Source organism: Ruegeria sp. HKCCSP351 (genome assembly GCF_017872535.1).
GTDB lineage: Bacteria > Pseudomonadota > Alphaproteobacteria > Rhodobacterales > Rhodobacteraceae > Ruegeria.
Map to the genome: position 1 here is coordinate 478,499 of NZ_JAEDOV010000002.1, position 19,123 is coordinate 497,621.

Annotated in this window: 16 protein-coding genes; 9 read left to right on the forward strand and 7 right to left on the reverse strand. The window is 55.8% G+C overall.

The features are described 5' to 3' along the window. Positions 1-32 precede the first annotated feature (32 nt). Genes I9182_RS06335 through I9182_RS06375 form a run of 9 tightly spaced genes read left to right on the forward strand, consistent with a single transcriptional unit; the run spans position 33 to position 9,945 of the window. A complete protein-coding gene (locus I9182_RS06335; protein WP_209597314.1) occupies positions 33-959 on the forward strand; it encodes a sugar ABC transporter permease in 927 nt (308 codons plus the stop codon). 1 nt (position 960) lies between these two features. Continuing rightward, complete coding sequence (locus tag I9182_RS06340; protein ID WP_209507605.1) at positions 961-1,809, forward strand: carbohydrate ABC transporter permease; 849 nt, start codon at positions 961-963, stop codon at positions 1,807-1,809. Beyond that, on the forward strand, positions 1,806-3,146 hold the full coding sequence (locus I9182_RS06345; RefSeq protein WP_209597316.1) for an alpha-glucosidase/alpha-galactosidase: 1,341 nt from the start codon (positions 1,806-1,808) through the stop codon (positions 3,144-3,146). The genes I9182_RS06340 and I9182_RS06345 overlap by 4 nt, the downstream gene beginning before the upstream one ends. Before the next feature lie 58 nt (positions 3,147-3,204). Continuing rightward, positions 3,205-4,911, forward strand: a complete 1,707-nt coding sequence (locus I9182_RS06350; protein ID WP_209597318.1) for an IlvD/Edd family dehydratase — start codon at positions 3,205-3,207, stop codon at positions 4,909-4,911. Next, the gene (locus I9182_RS06355) at positions 4,911-5,675 is read left to right on the forward strand and encodes an SDR family oxidoreductase (protein WP_209507611.1); all 765 of its coding nucleotides are present in this window, start codon (positions 4,911-4,913) and stop codon (positions 5,673-5,675) included. The genes I9182_RS06350 and I9182_RS06355 overlap by 1 nt, the downstream gene beginning before the upstream one ends. A 4-nt stretch (positions 5,676-5,679) precedes the next feature. Continuing rightward, positions 5,680-6,573, forward strand: coding sequence for a 2-dehydro-3-deoxygalactonokinase (locus I9182_RS06360; RefSeq protein WP_209597320.1), 894 nt, complete (start codon positions 5,680-5,682; stop codon positions 6,571-6,573). After that, positions 6,570-7,175 carry a 2-dehydro-3-deoxy-6-phosphogalactonate aldolase gene (locus I9182_RS06365; RefSeq protein WP_209597322.1) on the forward strand — a complete coding sequence of 202 codons (606 nt, stop codon included), beginning with the start codon at positions 6,570-6,572 and terminating at the stop codon, positions 7,173-7,175. The genes I9182_RS06360 and I9182_RS06365 overlap by 4 nt, the downstream gene beginning before the upstream one ends. Beyond that, positions 7,172-8,032, forward strand: coding sequence for an SMP-30/gluconolactonase/LRE family protein (locus I9182_RS06370; protein ID WP_209597324.1), 861 nt, complete (start codon positions 7,172-7,174; stop codon positions 8,030-8,032). Before I9182_RS06365 ends, I9182_RS06370 begins: the two co-directional genes overlap by 4 nt. Beyond that, positions 8,029-9,945, forward strand: coding sequence for a beta-galactosidase (locus tag I9182_RS06375; protein ID WP_209597326.1), 1,917 nt, complete (start codon positions 8,029-8,031; stop codon positions 9,943-9,945). The genes I9182_RS06370 and I9182_RS06375 overlap by 4 nt, the downstream gene beginning before the upstream one ends. Positions 9,946-9,988: 43 nt before the next feature. On the opposite strand, the gene I9182_RS06380 is transcribed toward I9182_RS06375, so the two are convergent. The 7 genes from I9182_RS06380 to I9182_RS06410 form a co-directional block, all read right to left on the reverse strand. Beyond that, positions 9,989-11,257: an ABC transporter permease gene (locus tag I9182_RS06380; protein ID WP_209597328.1), complete on the reverse strand. Its 1,269-nt coding sequence runs from the start codon at positions 11,255-11,257 to the stop codon at positions 9,989-9,991. Continuing rightward, positions 11,254-12,174 carry an ABC transporter permease gene (locus I9182_RS06385; RefSeq protein WP_209597330.1) on the reverse strand — a complete coding sequence of 307 codons (921 nt, stop codon included), beginning with the start codon at positions 12,172-12,174 and terminating at the stop codon, positions 11,254-11,256. The genes I9182_RS06380 and I9182_RS06385 overlap by 4 nt, the downstream gene beginning before the upstream one ends. Before the next feature lie 12 nt (positions 12,175-12,186). Continuing rightward, positions 12,187-13,299, reverse strand: coding sequence for an ABC transporter ATP-binding protein (locus I9182_RS06390; protein WP_209597332.1), 1,113 nt, complete (start codon positions 13,297-13,299; stop codon positions 12,187-12,189). A gap of 116 nt (positions 13,300-13,415) precedes the next feature. Beyond that, the gene (locus tag I9182_RS06395; RefSeq protein WP_209507630.1) at positions 13,416-14,540 is read right to left on the reverse strand and encodes an extracellular solute-binding protein; all 1,125 of its coding nucleotides are present in this window, start codon (positions 14,538-14,540) and stop codon (positions 13,416-13,418) included. Positions 14,541-14,666: 126 nt separating this feature from the next. Next, a complete protein-coding gene (locus I9182_RS06400; protein WP_209597334.1) occupies positions 14,667-16,652 on the reverse strand; it encodes a beta-galactosidase in 1,986 nt (661 codons plus the stop codon). Then, entirely contained in the window at positions 16,649-18,295 is a 1,647-nt protein-coding gene (locus tag I9182_RS06405) for an amino acid ABC transporter permease (protein WP_209507635.1), read from the reverse strand. Before I9182_RS06405 ends, I9182_RS06400 begins: the two co-directional genes overlap by 4 nt. Before the next feature lie 66 nt (positions 18,296-18,361). Next, positions 18,362-19,111: a basic amino acid ABC transporter substrate-binding protein gene (locus I9182_RS06410; RefSeq protein WP_209597336.1), complete on the reverse strand. Its 750-nt coding sequence runs from the start codon at positions 19,109-19,111 to the stop codon at positions 18,362-18,364. Positions 19,112-19,123: the final 12 nt, after the last annotated feature.

The following is a 19,123-nucleotide window of genomic DNA, read 5'->3' on the forward strand; positions in this document are numbered from 1 at the left end:
CCGCCTTCACCTCAAGAAACCCCGGGACACCCATGACCACTGCCGCCGACGCCCCAGAACAGGAAAGCTGGTTTCACAGAAACCAACAGCGGATCGCCCCGTGGCTATTTTTGGCTCCGGGCCTGCTGTTCTTCATGGTCTATGTGATCATTCCGGTCTTCCAGTCCTTCAACCTGTCACTTTATGAATGGGATGGGTTGGGGGCCGCTGAATATGTGGGCATGCGCAACTATGAAGATTTGTATTGGGAGTGGGTTGACCGGGACGCATTCTATATTTCGCTCAAAAACAATCTGATCTGGCTGATCCTGTACCTTCTGGCCATTCCCGCGGGCCTGTTCATTGCCTTGTTTCTGAACCAGACGGTCTGGGGTATTCGCCTTTACAAGTCGCTGTTCTTCTTTCCATTTGTCATCTCTCAGGTTGTTGTTGGCCTCGTATTCACGTGGTTTTATGACCCTACTTTTGGCCTTCTGAATGAGCTTCTCGGCCTATTTGGAATGGGCCCCTTGAATGTGCTGGGTGATGAGCGTCTGGTCACCTATGGCATCATCGTTGCGGGTCTTTGGCCGCAAACCGCTTATTGCATGATCCTCTATCTCACCGGTCTGAATGCCGTCGATCCAGAACAGATCGAAGCCGGACGCCTGGACGGTGCCAAAGGCTTGAGAATGCTGTGGCACATCATTCTGCCGCAGTTGCGCCCGGCCACTTTCATAGCCTTTGTCGTGACAATCATCGGGGCGCTGCGCAGTTTCGACCTGATCTCGATCATGACACAGGGCGGGCCGTTCGGTTCATCCCGAGTGCTGGCCTATTACATGTTCGAAGTCGCCCTGTCCGAATACGGGTTCCGCATGGGGTATGGCGCGGCAATCGCTGTGGTTCTGTTCCTGATCATGCTCTGCTTCATCGCCTATTTCCTCTGGTCGATGTATCGCGAAGAAAGGGGGCACTGAGATGTTTCCCAAGCCTATCGAAAAACAGCCGCGTGCCGCGCAGATCACCTATCAGGCGATGCTGCCAATTGCCCTGTTGCTGTGGCTGGGGCCCCTGCTGGCGGTGGCTCTGTTTTCGGTCAAACCTGCGGCGGATTTCACCAACGCCAACTATTGGGGCCTGCCATCCAGTTTTGAGGGCGCTGTCAATTACGGGCTGGTTTTCTTCAATTCTGACATGCCACGGTATTTGCTGAACTCTTTCATGATCACTATCCCCACTGTGATCGGTGCCGTTGCCCTCAGTTCCATGACCGGCTTTGCACTAGGCATCTACAAATTCAAATCGAACCTATGGATCTTCTTCATGTTCGTAGCCGGCAATTTCGTGCCGTTCCAGATCCTGATGGTGCCTGTGCGCGACCTGACCCTGGATTTGGGCCTCTACAACACAAAAACCGGCCTCGTCTTGTTTCACATCGCCTTCCAGACTGGCTTTTGCACATTGTTCATGCGCAACTTTATCCGGGCCCTGCCCTTTGAATTAATCGAGGCCGCGCGGGTCGAGGGTATCAGCGAATGGCGCATCTTCTGGTACGTGGTCCTGCCGCTGATGAAACCTGCAATAGCCGCGCTCAGCGTGCTGATCTTCACTTTCATCTGGAACGATTATTTCTGGGCGGTCGTCCTGACACAGGGCGCGGAAAGCCAGCCTGTCACAGCAGGCATCACCAGTTTCAACGCCCAGTTCCGTGCCGCCTACCAACTGATGAGCGCGGGCTCGATCGTAGCAGCGCTGCCACCGGTTGCCATGTTCTTCCTGATGCAAAAGCACTTTATCGCGGGCCTGACCCTCGGAGCTGTAAAATGACAAAGATAACTTTTATCGGAGCAGGTTCCACGATCTTTATGCAGAACATCGTGGGGGATGCTCTGTTAACGCCTGCTCTGGCAGACAGTCATTTTGCGCTGATGGACATCGACCCCGTACGCCTGATGGAAAGCGAAGCTGTAGCCCGCGCCTTGATCCGTTCCGTCCGGTCAAACGCGACAGTATCCACACATACAGATCGACGCGCGGCACTTGATGGTGCCGATTTCGTTATCACTGCCTTTCAGATTGGCGGGTACCAGCCTTGCACCGTCACAGATTTTGAGATCCCCAAGCAATACGGGCTGCGCCAGACCATCGCCGATACGCTGGGCGTAGGTGGCATCATGCGGGGACTGCGCACTGTGCCGGTCTTGTGGGACGTGGCGCATGACATGATGCAGCTATGCCCTGATGCGACACTGCTGCAATACGTCAATCCGATGGCCATCAACACCTGGGCACTGGCCGAGAAATACCCATTATTGAAGCAGGTCGGCCTGTGCCACTCGGTTCAGAACACGGTGGCGGAACTAGCACATGATTTGGACCTGCCAAAAGACGACATTCGCTACAAGGTGGCGGGCGTCAATCACGTCGCCTTCTTCCTGCGGCTTGAGCATCAGGGACAAGATTTATACCCCGCCCTTCGGCAAGGTTATGTCAGCGGCAGGATCCCCAAGGCGCCGCTGCTGATGCCGCGCTGCCCCAACAAGGTGCGCTACGAAGTGATGGACCACCTTGGCTATTTCTGCACCGAAAGTTCTGAGCATTTGGCAGAATACGTGCCATGGTTCATCAAAGACGGGCGGGCGGACCTGATCGAGAAATTCTCAATCCCACTGGATGAATACCCGACCCGCTGTGTGGAACAGATGAGCAACTGGAAACAGCAGGCCAAAACCCTGACTGACGGGCGCGACATAGCGGTCACTCGCAGCCACGAGTTTGCGGCGGACATAATGAACGCGATCACCTCTGACTCCCCTTACGTGGCCTATGGCAATCTGCCAAACACCGGCCAGATACCTCAGCTGCCGATTGGGGCTGCTGTCGAAACACCTTGTCTGGTTGATGCAAATGGTGTTCAGCCTTCTGTCATCGCAGACATCCCACCGCAGTTGATCGCCCTGATGCGTAGCCAGATCAACGTTCAGGAACTCACAGTCAGGGCATTGGTCGACCAGAACCCCGAGCATATCTATCACGCGGCGATGATGGACCCGCACACCGCCGCCGAGCTGGATCTGCGCCAAATTCGAAATCTGGTGAACGACCTACTGTCTGCCCATGTCGACTGGTTGCCGGATTGGTGTCGCCCGCCTCGCGCCGCTTGAATTTCATCTTTTTAGAAATACTCAAATCCTCCCAGATCTCGAAAAGCATCACAGAACAATGTCAAAACGCCGCTCACAGCACTGGTATGGGAAACTCGACAAGGATGGGTTCATCCATCGATCCTGGATGAAAAATCAGGGTTTTCCTGATCACGCCTTCGATGGGCGGCCAATTATCGGAATTTGCAACACGTGGTCGGAGCTGACCCCTTGCAATTCCGGCCTGCGCGATCTGGCCGAAGGGGTAAAGCGTGGTGTCTGGGAGGCCGGGGGCTTTCCCGTCGAATTCCCGGTCATGTCGTTGGGCGAGACCCAGATGAAACCCACAGCCATGCTGTTTCGCAATCTTCTGGCCATGGATGTCGAAGAGTCGATCCGCGCATATGGCATTGATGGTGTGGTTCTGCTGGGCGGGTGCGACAAGACCACGCCGGGCCAACTGATGGGCGCGGCATCGGTCGATCTGCCGTCGATCGTTGTCAGCTCCGGCCCTATGCTGAATGGAAAATATCGAGGTCAGGATATTGGCTCAGGAACCGATGTTTGGAAGTTTTCCGAAGCTGTGCGCGCCGGAGAGATGACCCTTCAGCAGTTCATGAGCGCCGAATCCGGGATGTCTCGCAGTGCCGGGGTTTGCATGACCATGGGGACAGCCAGCACCATGGCGTCTCTGGTCGAAGCGATGGGCATGAGCCTGCCCACTAATGCCGCCCTGCCCGCCGTTGACGCCCGCCGCATGGCCCTCGCCCATATGACCGGCAAGCGGATTGTCGAAATGGTCGACGAAGACCTGAAACCATCGGACATTTTGACTAAGGAAGCCTTTGAGAATGCAATCCTCGCCAATGCGGCCGTAGGGGGATCGACCAATGCCGTTGTGCATCTACTAGCGCTCGCAGGGCGCGTGGGCGTTGACCTGACGCTCAAGGACTTTGAAATTGGTTCAGAGATTCCCTTACTGGTGAACTGCATGCCCTCAGGCAAATACCTGATGGAAGATTTCTGTTACGCAGGCGGTGTGCCTGCCGTGCTGAGCGAACTCAAACCTTTCCTCCGCCCGGCCAGAACGGTTCTGAACAAGGACATCTCTGCACATTACGAAGGTGCCGAATGTTTCAACCGCGACGTCATTCGCCCTTTCAACGATCCGGTGAAGCCCGCTGCTGGCCTTCGTGTTTTACGCGGCAATCTTGCGCCCAACGGGGCCATCGTCAAACCTTCTGCCGCAACCGATGCCCTTCTTGAAACCGAGGGTGAGGCGTTCGTTTTCGAAAATATCGAAGACCTGAAAGTCAATATCGACCGGGATGATCTGCCCGTCACATCCAAGAGCATTCTGGTGCTCAAGGGATGTGGGCCCAAGGGTTATCCCGGGATGCCTGAGGTGGGAAACATGCCGATTCCGGCGAGATTGGTGAAGGAAGGCGTTCGCGACATGATCCGTATCTCGGATGCCCGCATGTCCGGTACAGCCTATGGCACCGTCATCCTGCATGTCAGCCCCGAGGCACAAGCAGGTGGCACGCTGGCGCTGGTGAAAACCGGTGACCGCATCCGCGTCTCGGCCAGCGCTGGCAAGCTTGAATTGTTGGTGGACGAAAAAGAACTGGACGCACGCCGAGCCCAATGGAAACCCGACAAGCCGCATTATTCCCGCGGGTATGCAAAATTATATATCGATCACGTGTTGCAGGCCGATCAAGGGGCCGATCTGGATTTCCTCGTCGGCAAAGACACCCGCCTTGTGACCAGAGAGAGCCACTGATGACCCAGCCAGCGACATTTCATGACTTAAACGGGTCATCCGTCTATATCACCGGCGGAGGCTCGGGCGTGGGCGCGGCATTGACGGATGGGTTCCTGGCTCAGGGGGCCAATGTGGCTTTTATCGGCAGATCGGATGCCAGCGGTTTTGTCGAAGAGATGCGCGACAAACATGGCCGCGCACCTCTGTTCATGCAGGGTGACATGACCGACACCCAGCTTCTTCACACGACAATGGCCAAAGCCGCCGAAGCCCACGGCCCCCTAGACGTTTTGGTTAACAACGCGGCCAATGACCAACGCCATACACTTGAGGAAACCACGACCGAGTTCTGGGACTGGATGATCGACGTAAACCTGAAAGCCTATTATTTCGCCTGTCAGGAAGCGGCCCGGCAAATGAAAGAAGGCGGCGTTATCATTAATTTCAGCTCGATCAGCTACATGATGGGCAATGCAGGCTATCCGATCTATACGACGTCAAATGCGGGCATTACAGGGATGACTCGGTCTTTGGCCCGCGAACTGGGGCCAAAGAACATTCGTGTGAATGCGCTGGCTCCCGGTTGGGTTTTGACGCAAAAACAGTTGGATATGTGGGCGACGCCCGAAGATTTGGCCGCGCATTTGGATCGACAATGCCTGAAAGAACACTTGACACCCGAAGACATGGTTGCACCGACATTGTTCCTGGCATCCAACGCCAGCCGGGCGATGACCGGTCAGTGTATGGCGGTTGATGGCGGCGTCGTGGTTTCAGGGTGACGCAATGAATACTGACTGGATCGCCGTTGATTGGGGCACATCTCACCTGCGGGTCTGGGCCATGCAGGGGGCAAAGGTGCTGGGCTGCGCGCAGTCCGACAAGGGTATGGCACGCATCGGAGCCGACGGGTTCCAGACCGCCCTGTTGGACCTTGTTGAAAACTGGCTGAAGGATGACCCCATCGACGTGATCGCCTGCGGCATGGTCGGCGCACGCCAAGGCTGGGTCGAAGCACCTTATTCCACCGTTCCGTCGCAGCCCTTGCCGCATGCCCCGGTCCGTGTTCCCGGCACAGACCCGCGCATCCGGGCCTTCGTCATACCCGGATTAAAGCAACTGAGCCCGCCAGATGTGATGCGGGGAGAAGAAACACAGATCGCGGGTTTTTTGGGAACTCGCCAGAACTGGGATGGTGTCCTCTGCCTTCCGGGAACTCACACGAAGTGGGTTCAGGTCAGCGCAGGTGAAATCGTGAGTTTTCGGACGCTCATGACCGGAGAGCTTTTTGATTTGTTAAGTGCGCAATCTGTGCTGCGGCATTCGATAGGCGAAGGATGGGATGAAAATACCTTTACCGACGCTGTGGCGGATACGTTGTCCAAACCCGAACAATTGGCTGCGCGCCTGTTCGGCTTGCGGGCTGCGGACCTGCTGCATAATCAGGACAAAGGCATCGCGCGTGCGCGGCTGTCGGGACTGCTTATTGGTGCTGAATTGGCCGCAACCCGTCCCTATTGGCTGGGTCAACAACTGGCTATCATTGGTGCAGATGCCGTATCGCGGGTCTATGCGGCAGCGTTGAAACAACAGGGCGCTTTTGTTGAGACTGCAAACGCCACCGAAGCAACGCTGGCCGGACTGGCGCTGGCGCGAAACATGACAAGGCAAACCGCATGAGCCGCCCCATCATCGCCATTCTGCGTGGCTTGCGACCACAAGAAGCTGAAGCCGTTGGTAGAGTTATCATTGATGCAGGGATCGACCGGATCGAAGTTCCACTCAATTCGCCTGATCCGCTCGACAGCGTTTCCATCCTGGCCCGCGCCTTCGAAGATCACGCCCTGATAGGCGCAGGTACTGTACTAACAGTTGATCAGGTGGACGCCGTCCGGAATGCCGGAGGCAGGCTGATCGTGTCACCCAACTATGATGCTGATGTGATCAAACGGTCTTTGGCGTTGGGGATGCAAAGCTGGCCGGGTGTTTACACGCCGACCGAAGCTTTTGCCGCTCTCAAAGCCGGGGCCACAGGACTTAAGCTGTTTCCTGGCGTCATGGCAGGCCCTACAGGATTGGCCGCACTTCGACCCGTCTTGCCCAAGAAAACACGCGTCTTTGCCGTCGGTGGTGCCGGGCCTGAAAATTTCGACCAATGGATCAAAGCTGGTGCCGATGGATTCGGGATTGGATCAGCGCTGTACAAACCCGGCATGGACACAGTCGAAATCGCAGAACGCGCGGGGCAGATCGTGGCAGCCTTTGACAAGGCGGCAGGATGAGTACGGTCTTTGACGACCGCCCATGCGCGTTGGGCGAAGGTCCGCTATGGCACCCCGCTCGGCAACAGCTATTCTGGTTCGACATTCTCAACAAACGCCTGATGACGCGCGAAGGCGTAAATCAGATAAGCTGGGAATTCGATGAACATGTCTCTGCCGCTGGCTGGGTGGATCGCGATACACTGCTTTTGGCGTCGGAAACGGGTCTTTGGCAGTTTAACTTGAAGTCCGGGCATCGAGCGCTGGTCACGCCGCTCGAGGCAGACAACCCAATCACCCGCTCGAATGACGGTCGCGCTGATCCCTGGGGCGGTTTCTGGATCGGTACGATGGGCAAACAGGCTGAAGCCGGGGCCGGATCAATCTATCGGTTCTGGAAAGGTACACTCAGATGTCTCGTGTCGGATGTGACGATTTCCAATGCAATCTGTTTTGCCCCGGATCGATCCGTGGCCTATTTCTGTGACACGAAAACGAGGCAGGTCAGGCGCTGGAGCTTGAATGCAGAAAGCGGATGGCCCGAAGGGGAAAGCACGGTATTTCTGGACCTTCACAAAGAAGGCTTGAACCCGGACGGTGCGGTGGTTGATGCCGACGGCAACATCTGGATCGCGCAATGGGGGATTGGACGTGTCGCTGCCTACACACCCAGAGGTCAATTCCTGAAGGCCATTTCCTTCGACGCGTCACATACGTCCTGCCCGGCCTTTGGTGGCGACAGCTTAGGCACGCTGTTCTGCACCTCAGCGCGCCAGGGATTGAGCAACGCGGATATTGAATCCCAACCCACCAACGGCATGACCTTTGCAATGCCAAACGCGGGGCGAGGGCAGGCAGAACACAGGATCATATTATGAAGCCGGAACTTGGTGTGTGTTACTACCCTGAACACTGGCCCGAGGCGATGTGCGCGGAAGATGCCGCGCGCATGGTAGACACCGGCATCTTGTGGGTACGCATTGGAGAGTTCGCGTGGAACCGGCTGGAACCTCACCCTGGAACCCTGCAATTCGAATGGTTGGATCGCGCGGTTGAAACACTTGGCGCGGCAGGATTGAAAGTCGTGCTTGGTACACCAACAGCAACACCACCGCGTTGGATGCTGGACAAACATCCGGACATGCTGGCTGTGGATGCAAATGGAAACACGCGCAAATTCGGGTCACGGCGACATTACTGCTTTAGCCACCAGGGCTATGTCGATGAATGTGTCCGCATCGCACGGGTCCTGGGAGAGCGCTATGGTCATAACCCGTACGTGGCGGCATGGCAGATCGATAATGAGTATGGGTGTCACGACACAACCGTCAGCTACAGCACCCCGGCACTGAACGCATTCAGGCGCTGGCTGGCTGTTCAATACAGTTCCATAGAACTACTGAACAAGGCCTGGGGAAACGTGTTCTGGTCAATGGAGTATCGCAACTTCGATGAGATTGACCTACCCAATCAAACTGTGACCGAACCGAACCCTGCTCATGTACTGGCATTCCGTCGGTTCAGTTCAGATCAGGTTGTGGCATTCAACAAAGCTCAGGTCGATGTATTGCGAACTTTAACCGATGCGCCGCTGTTGCATAACTATATGGGCCGTATTCTGGATTTCGACCATTTCGAGGTTGGCGCGGATCTGGATATTGCGACTTGGGACAGCTATCCGATCGGATTTCTATCGGACCGATTGGAAGATGACGAAGCCCACAAGACCGCCTTTCTTCAGCAAGGCGATCCGGACATGCAGGCGTTTCACCATGATCTTTACCGGGCAGTGGGCCGTGGCCGATGGTGGGTGATGGAACAACAACCCGGTCCGGTGAATTGGGCGCCCTATAACCCGGCACCCTTGCCCGGAATGGTACGGTTGTGGTCGCTTGAAGCTGTCGCCCACGGAGCTGAGGTTGTGAGCTATTTTCGGTGGCGGCAAGCCCCCTTTGCACAGGAACAGATGCACGCGGGTTTGCTGACACCGGACAATCGCCCTGCCCCTGCCTTGCACGAGGCCCGTCAGACAGCGGGAGAGCTATCCACATTGGGCGAGGTGTATCAGGTCCAATCCAAGGTTGCGATACTGTTTGATTACCCCTCGGACTGGGCCTGGACATCGCTACCGCAAGGAGCAGGCTTTGACTATTTCCGGTTGGTCTTCTCAGCTTATCGTGCATTGCGCCGCGCGGGGTTGTCGATTGACTTCGTTTCGTCCGATGACCTGTCCGCGCATTATGCGCTGATCCTTGCCCCCGGACTGGCAACGATTGGCCCGGATTTGGAGCGTAGGTTAACGGACAACTCGGATCTGGCCATCCTCGGTCCGCGCAGCGGCGCAATTACTCGTGATTTCCAGATCCCCGTCGTCGGTCGACCTGGCCTGAACGGGTTGGATTGCAACGTGGACTTGGTCGAAACACTGCCCCCCGCAAACAACCGGCCTGTCCGGGGCGGCGGCGCGGCACAACATTGGATTGATCGCCTTTCAGGATCAGCCGAAGAAATTCTGAGTTTTGACGACGGAGCGCCTGCGCTTATGGCAGAGGACGGGCTCTGGTATCTTGCAGGCTTCCCAAACGAAATATTATGGGATCGCGTCATCGGTCTGGCTGCGGGAAAAACGGGATTGAGCCCGAAGCCAATGCCGCCAGGACTGCGACTGCGTGAGACAGCCGATCACGTGTTCTTGATCAACTATAACGCTGAACCGGTGGTCTGGAACGGGTCGACCATTGGCGGTTGTGATGTGAAAATCCTGAAGCGCAATCTGCCCGGACAGATTTGAATCCTGTCCGGACAGTTGCGTTGGTTGCCGCTTAGCACACCGATTAGTCGCTTTTCAGGCTGTTGGGGTCAAACACCCCTCCGAAACCACTGTTGTTGGACGGCTCACTCTCGGTTTCAGAAGCACCTTCGTTGCTTTCATTCTCGCTACCATCCAGCGAGTTCGGAGCGAAGACATTACCAAAACCGCTGTTATTTGACGGCTTTGGCGCGGTTTGGGCATCACCCTGCCCGGCTTTTTCCGCCTCCTGCTGTTTGCGGCGTTCCTCACGCTGCTTGCGAAGTTCCTGAATGCGTTGTTCTGCTTCCAACTGTTTTTGCTCGCGAACATCGGCAATGCATTGCGCCGGACTGTAGGTCGCCGCTGTGCCAATAACGGTGATCGTTACAACCGCAAATGCGACCAACAACACGGCGGCCATGTTACCGGCAAAGAAACTGGGCAGCTTGATCTTTCCAGCCAGTTCCTCGACCGTTGCGTTCTTACGCGCCGCGGCCACCAGTTCCTGACGTTTCAGCTTGGCTTCGTTCAGCAGAGCGAAGAAAACCGTCAGCGCAACGATGATGAATGCCAGCGCCGAGATCGCAGGCGTGATGCCGTAGCGAACCTTCTGAGCCAGCTCAATCGTCAGCGTCGGGTATTCACCAAAGGTGAAAGTGGTGGTGTTGTAGTTCTCGAACGAAGCCAAGAATGCCAGCACCGCCGCCGAGGCAATCGCCGGGCGCATGAACGGCAGCAGGATTTTGCGGAAAGCCTGAGCGTGGCTGGCCCCAAGGTCCAGTGCCGCCTCGGTCAGGGCGACATCATAACGCTGCAACCGCGCCACCAGCACCAGCATACAGTAACTGGCGATGAAGGTCGATTGGCCGATCACCGTCAGGAAAATACCGTTCGACAGAAAGCTGTCTGCACCCAGCCCCAGCATCCGGTTGATCCGGTCCCAGAAGACCAGCGTCGAGATACCAAGAACCACACCGGGGATCAGGATAGGAGCGATGATGACTGTATAGTAGGTCGCACGAAGCTTCGGCCAGATCTGGGTCAGCATCAACGCGCCTGCCAAACCCATCGCCACGGACAGGATCACTGTACCAATTCCGATGATCAGCGAGTTCTTGATACCGTTCAGGATACGCTGATCCTGAAACAGTTCGCCAAACCATTGGAATGTCAGACATTCCCATGGGCTCATCCGGGGGAACCCGGACGAGTTGAACGCGGTGATCGACATGATCACAAGCGGGCCCAGCAGATACAGGAAGAAGATCGCCAGATAGACCCAGATGCTTATACGGAGGAAGGAATTGTTCATTTCCCGATATCCCCCATGTTCACTTTGAACAGGCGCATCATGGCCAGCACGAACAGAATACAAGTGACCAGCAGAACGATTGCGTAGGCGGCGCCTTGTGGCCAGTCGTTGTTGTCATTGAATTGCTGATAGATCAGTTGGGTGAACCACAAACTGGACGGCCCGCCCAGAATTTGCGGCGCAGCCAACGCACCGGCGGACAACATGAAGACCATGGTACAGCCCGAGCTGATCCCCGGCTTGGCATAAGGAATGACCACACGCCAATGAATCCGCCACCAGGGTGCACCAAGGTCGCGTGCTGCTTCGATCTGGTTTTTGTCCAGACTTTCAATCACGTTATACATTGGGAAAATCATCAGCAGAATGTAGGCATATCCCAGGCCCGCATAGAGCGCGATGTCATTGCGAATGAAGTCGAACGGCGTATCCCAGATGCCCAGCCCCGTGAACAATGTGTTCAACACGCCTGTTTCCCCAAAAATGATGCGCAGCGCAAAGGCGCGCAGGATCTCGTTGATCCAGTAAGGGATGATCAGCATGATCGCGAAGATACGAATATGGCTGCCTTCGGCCTGACCCAGGTAATAGGCAATCGGATAGCAAATGATCAGGTTGAAAACCGTCACAAAAACCGCAGCCACGAGAGTTCGGAAAAACACCCTCAGATCAACAGTGTTGTAGTCCTGACTGCCGCCTTCGGGGCCATAGATCAGATATTTGTAGTTCTCCAGCGTATATACGTCTTTGGGGCCGCCGATCTCTGGCGGCGGCAGGTTCGGACGGAACGAGAAGTCCAACATCGACAGCTGCGGAAGGATGATCAGGCCGATGGTCCAGAACAGAACCAGACCCAGGATTGCCACTCCCATGCCGGTGCCGTTGCGATTGAAGAAGTCTTTCAGAAACTGGGGCATGAGTCACTCCCCTTATTCTGCAGCCAGTTCACCCGCAGGAACGATGACGGCGTTATCCGTCTTGTATTCCAACGTGATGTTCTGTCCGGTGTGGTCCTCGAAGGATTGTCCATGGTTCGGGATCGACACTTTGATCTCTTTTCCGCCTTCACCTTCGGTAAAGATGTTGAAGACGTTGCCTTCGAATTCTTCGTGGTTGACGCGCGCGGTAACAAAATGGTCACCCGAAGCCGCCTTGGGCGCAATGGCGAAGGCTTCGGGGCGAATGAACATCATCGCACTATCGCCTTCTTTCATCTTGCCTTGGTTGGCGGTCGATATCCGTGCAACCAGATCGCCCGAGCGGTTGGTCGAGATCAGCGCTTCGGTACCCATGACCTGCTTTATCTTGCCACGGAAAACGTTGTTTTCGCCGACAAATGAGGCTGCGAAAGCCGTGTTGGGATCGTTGTAGATGGTTTTGCCATCGGCAATCTGGTCAATCACACCTGCACGCATGACAGCAATACTATCTGACATGGTCAGCGCCTCGCCCTGGTCGTGCGTGATGTAGATAAAAGTAATGCCCACACGCTGCTGTATCTCACGCAGTTCCGTTCGCATGTGCTGGCGCAATTTGAGGTCAAGTGCTGATAGAGGTTCATCAAGAAGCAATACGTGCGGCTCGGCGCAAAGGGCGCGCGCGATGGCCACTCGCTGACGCTGACCCCCAGATAATTCGCTGGGAAGTTTGTCGCCTTGCCCCGGCAGCGCGATCATGTCCAAAAGCTCATCAGCACGCTTGCGTCGTTCGGCGCTGCTGGCACCTTTGATTTCCATCGAGAACGTGATGTTCTCCCAGACCTTCATCAAGGGAAACAACGCTAGGTTTTGAAAGATCAGAGCAGTGGGGCGCTTGTTGGGCCCGATGCCCCGCATGTTCTTTCCGCCGATCAGAACATTGCCTTCGCTAGGCTCGAGAAAGCCGGAAACAGCCCTTAAGATCGTTGTTTTTCCGCAACCCGAGGGCCCGAGGAACGAAAAGAAATCGCCCCCGTTTATATTGACGTTTGCATCGCGCACGGCGACGAAGTCACCGAAACGGATCCACAGGTTTTCCAGATCGACTCCGACCCCTGCACTCATTTTTGGTATCTCCTTGAGGTGCGCGCTATCACCACACCACATAGCTTTCCGTTACGCCGGAGCGGCGCACAGATTGTTGCCCCTCGCAGGTCGCGAGGGGCATGGATTCAGATCGCTTATGCGCTCTTGAACTTGTTGACGAACTCGGTCCGCGTTTCAGCATACCACGGTGCTTCGGCCGGCCAGGGGTTGAGGTTGGCCAGCGAGTCGCCCGGATAGGCCTCGGCAAAGTTCTTCTTATAGGTGTCGCCTGAATACTGGTCAGCCCCCAGAACAGGAGAGTTGTACCCGTGGCTGTCGATGGCAACACCGGCAGGTTTGGCCTGATAGGCGAAGTCGATGAAGGCATAGATCTGGTCGATATTCGCCGCACCAGATGGAATCGACATCCCGTCAACCCATGCCATCGCCCCTTCGATGGGAGCCTGATAATGCACCGGTTCACCAGCCGATTTCAGTGCAAGTGGCGGGCCGTCCCAGGTCTGACCGACAACAACACCTTCATTCAGAAGACCGTTTTTCTGCGTGTCGGCATCGTTCCAGATCAGCTTGATGCGATCCTTACGTGCAATGCACCAGTCGGTGATCTGACCCCAGACCTTGCGCATGGTTTCTTCATCGCCATATGCGGCCCAGACCGAACCCGGTTCCATCTCGCCGGAACGCTCCATGTAGAGACCTGCACCCAGCATCATCGAATGCGCGCGGCCCATGGTCTTGCCTGCGTTTTCTTCTGACCAGACGTCGCCATAGGATGGCGCGTCCCCAGCCGGCAGCCACAAGTCGGTGCGGTATGCAATACCTTCGGTGCCCCAGATATGCGGCAACCAGTGGACCCCGGCGCCGCCAAAGTTCCAAGCATCCGTACCGATTTTAGCCATGGCTGGGTTCACCAGGTCGACCGGAACCTTGTTCATGTCAAAGGGTTGTAACAGCTCCAGCGGCTCCCATTGCAACGAGCGGTTGTTGGTCGGTGAGACGATGTCAAAGCCCTGACCTTTGGTCGCCTTCATCTTGTTGATGATTTCTTCGTTTGAGCCGATCCCGGTGTAGTTCACCTTGATGCCGGTAAGGGTCTCAAACTCTTCGATAAAGCTGGGCGGCAGGTAATCCGACCACATCAGGATGTTGATTTCACCGGACGACGCCAGAGCGCTCTTGCTGTAAAGAGGCGCGGCAAGTGCCGCGGCACCCGCTCCTTTCAAAACAGTGCGTCTGGAAAGTGATGACTTGGTAACCATTAGTGTTCTCCCGTTGTTGGACTCGATTTTTTTTGTTTTCTATTCATAGGACTTTCTGCGCCCATCCGTCAGTCCAAAAGTGACAGTTTTCGAAATTCTTATGTCCAGTTTCACGATTTGACACGTCTAAGCTGAATTATGAGGCGCCGCATTCTCCCGCCAAACGGTAACGTCCCTTGGATTGACCGGATCTGAACCAAGCAGAATTTGACGTGCACGACCAACAGGCAAAGGCTTTGAAACGTCACTGAAGTTGAACGCGTAGTAGGTCGAGCCGCGTTGGGTTATGCGTATATCGGGGTCGCAAGGCGTTGCATTTACCCCAGCCCAGTTCAGTACCTCACCGACAATCGCCTGCAAAAGCTCATTTCGCGGAACCATTGCCAGATAGGTCGTGCGGTCAGAACGGATTACCGCTGGGCTGGCATCACAATAAGCGCTCTTGAAGCGGGCCAATACGTGCTCATTGGTCTCGATGATTTCACGCCAGCCTGTGAATTCAAATTGCTGTCCACCGTGAAGAACCACAGCCTCCTGCGCAAGTGAAGGGAGTGATTCGACGCGCGTGACACGGATACCTGTTAACTTTGCCAATTCGCCCGGAGCCAGATTGGACGGAGTGTTCATCCCGGATGTCTTGCTGCCGGAACGGGCACCAATCAGTATCTTGGCTCCCGAAGCGTCAAGCTTGTCTGCAAGGTCAGCCGTCACGATCATGCTTTGCGATAGTACGATGAGGGCGTAGTCGCTCAGCTCATCTTCAGGGCCAACAAAATCAAGATCGACCCCAAAACCACGAATAGCAGTGTACCACTCGCGAAAAATCTGGGCATTGGGGAAATCCCTGTCATGCGGCAGGATATCCGCCGCCCAGATAGAGGTATAATCCAGCAGCATTGCAACCCGCGCTTTTGCCCGCCTCTCGGGTGGCAAAATGGCGCGGTCCTTTACGATCTCAGCCAATTCAATTGCGGCCTGATCCAGGCTACCATCTGACCGTAATATCGCTGTATGGTATTGTTCTTGAGCAGATCTTGCCTGTCGCCAGCGAAAAAACATCACGGCTTGCGCGCCATGTGCATAGGCCGCCCAGGTCCAAAGCCGAACCATCCCCTCTGCCGGAGACGGATTCTTATCGGCCCAATCTACCGGGCCCGGCTGCTGTTCCAGCACCCACATCCGACCGCGCCCCTGACTGCGATACAAATCACAATGAAATCCCTGATAATCCGGTGCGCCGGTGCGCAGATAACGGCGCTTTTCTTCATCCGAAAGGGAAGAGCCCAATAGGTTCCCCAGCGGGTAACTGTCGAACCCGACAATATCCAGATCAGCAGCCACGACGTGGTGATCGAACTCGAAACTGCCTGCCATAAAGTTATGGGTGATATCCCGGCCCGGCGCATATTTGCGCAGAACATCCACCTGCGTTTTGTTGAACAGCCGAACCCGCTCTGAAGAATAGCGCGCGAAATCCAGCGCGTGGGCTGGATTGGGCATGGCGACCAGCCCGTTGGGCAGTTCGATCTGACCAAACCGTGAGTAAAGCGACCCCCAGAAAACGGTTCCCCACGCGTCGTTCAATACGTCGATTGCACCATATCGTTCCTCCAACCAGTTCTGAAAACCAGTCCGCGCGGCATCGGAATAGCTGAGAACTGTATCGTGGTCGTTATACTCATTGTCGATCTGCCACGCTTGTACATACGAATTCTGACCATATCTGCGAGCGTATTCGGTTGCGATCCTTTGCGCCTCGGTCAGATAAACCTCACTGGAAAAACAATAATGCCTGCGCGAACCGAACCCTCTGACCCGACCATCCGGCCCTACAGGCAGGATTTCGGGGTACTCATCGATCAACCATTTTGGGGGGGCGGCTGTTGGGGTGGACATCATGACCCGCAGACCGGCTTGCCCCAAAATCTCAATCACCTCATCCAGCCAGCCCCAGTGGAACTGACCGCGCGCGGGTTCGATCAGGCCCCAGGTGAATTCAGCAATCCGCACCCAATCCAACCCCATATCTGCCATTCGGGCGGCATCGTCTCGCCATTGCAAAGGGTCCCACTGTTCGGGGTAGTAACAAACCCCAAGTTCCAGCGCGCTCATCGTGTGTCCTTTGCCATGCGTCGTTCGATCCACTTCAGGAAACTGGCGCAGCCGAGTGTGAGAACGACATACAGGATTGCTGCCGTGTTGAAGGGGGCAAAGGGCAAAAAGCTAGCCGCCTGAAATTCGCGCATCCTCTGGGTCATGTCGCGGACGGACAGGATAGACAGCAATGACGTGTCCTTGATCATCGCGATGAACTCGTTGCCAAGCGGTGGAGTTACAATCCGAAGGGCTTGCGGCAGAACAATAAGCCGCGCCGTATGCCATCGCGACAAACCCAGAGAGCTGCCCGCTTCCAATTGGCCTTTCGGTATCGCCTCGATCCCGGACCGGAAAATTTCGGCCATATAGGCGGAATAGCCAACCGAGATCGCGATGATCCCCCGTGTCATATTGGTCATATCGATTCCGCCGCCGGTAACATCCTTGACTGCGCCCGCCAGCGGCAAACCGATATAAAGAATGATTACCAGCATCGGAATGCCGCGTATCGTATCCACGAAAAATTCGGCCCCGACCGCCAGCGGGTGCAGTTTATGCTGAGCCCCGCCGATGGTCAGTGTCAGCAACAAAAACCCGAGCACGGCAAATGCCAGGGCCGGATTGCGGTACTTATCGGGTAGAAATCTTGTTTGCCACAGGACCGGATAACCTTGCGTATGCGCCTCCGCCGGAACAAAAGCGCCCGAGACGCTGTCGACCGTTTCGATCTGTTCAAGCGCGGCAGTGGCATCGGTTGCGCTGCGGATCCGATACTGCTGACCATCGGCCCCCTCGAACTCGCCAAACCGGATGACGTCAGCCTGCGCCTGCGGCGTGCCGCGCACAACCGCGATACGCCCCTCTGTGCTGCCCACCAGAACAAAGCTGACCTGCGGCTGCATAAAGGAAAATGCCGAGGCTGCCAGCATTGCCAAACTGATCGAACCATAGACGACCGTCGTACGTGCCTTTGGTTTGAACGATTGCAGCCCGACCCAGACCAAACCAAGAATGGCCGCGAAGATATAGGCAAAAATGGCCGCACGGAATGTAATGGCCACCCCGGTTGCGAACTGCCAATGAGCCATGAACATGAGATAAAACAGAACCGCGCCCGTGAGACACTCCAACCCCAACAAGACGCGCCTGCGCCAGGGCGGCTGCAAACGTGCCGAAATCAGGCATAGTGCGACGACAGCCGCGTAAACTGTGAGGAAAACTTGTAGTCCCGACTGAACCTTGGCGATCACGTCCGGAAACAGTACCCAGGTCTGACTGGATCGATCGATAAGGGGTGAGGTGTTTTCGCTGAGCGCATGAAAGAAGACCGACTCGGCAAATGGCATCAGAAGCTGCGGAGAAACAAAGCTGATGACCAAAAGCGCCGCAGCAGCCGGTAACGCAGCAAGCGCACTGAACCTCAACCAGCCGGGGGAGTTTTGTGAAAACCGCGCGTACCGGGCGCAAAGATATCCAAGGATCGCAACGGTCGAAATCAGCAGAAACCCTACAAAAATGGGCCCCGCGTCGATGCCGATCCCCAGAATTGCGACCAACGACCGCAAGTATTTTGAGGATGTAGCGAACAGGTAGATAATAAAGGGCGCTGCAGCGAGCAACACCAGGTTACTCGGGCGGATCGTGCTGAGGCGCGACATGGAAATTCTCCGCTAAAACAAGGCCCGGCGGTGCTGACCGCCGGACCAAAAAAGGGCGCTAATGGATCAGTTGGTGCCCCAGTATTTGGCCGTCAGCTCGTCCAGTGTTCCGTCCTCCTGTATGGCTTTCAGACCAGCGTTAATTGCATCCACTGTCGGATCACCTTCCTGAAACACGATGCCTAACGGGTCGGATTGCAGGCCTGTAATGCCAACAGTCAATTCGCCCGCAAATTCCTGTTCATAGGCCGCCGCCGAAGTGCCATCGATGATCACGCCCTGAACGTCCGCGTTCTGAAGCGCCAGAATGGCGGCCGAGAAGTTGTCGTAAAGGCTGACATTCTCGCGCCCGACAAGCTCTTCCGCCAATTGGGCGTTGGTCGTCGCGGTTTGCGCGGCCAGTTTCTGGCCACCGGCTTTGAAGTCCTCAAGTGTCATGTCAGCATTATCAACCTGCAACAGAATGGCTTGGCTGACAACGATGTAAGGCTCGGAAAAGTCCATGGTTTCTTCGCGTTCCGGTGTGATCGACACGCCCGAGATAACCAGATCGAACTCACCCTGCTGAAGGGCCGCAAAGATACCGTCCCAGGCGGTGTTTACGAAGTTGGGAACGCAATTGACCTTCGCACAGATCGCATTCATCACATCGACATCAAAGCCCACGATCTCTCCGGTTGTTTCATCCACGGTTTCCATCGGTGGGTATGTCGCATCGGTTCCGATTTTCAGAACACGCCCTTCCAGGTCAGCAGCAATGGCCGCTGGAGCCATCAGCGTCGTGAGTGTGGCAGCGGCAAGTAGGTTCTTAATCATGTTCAGGTACTC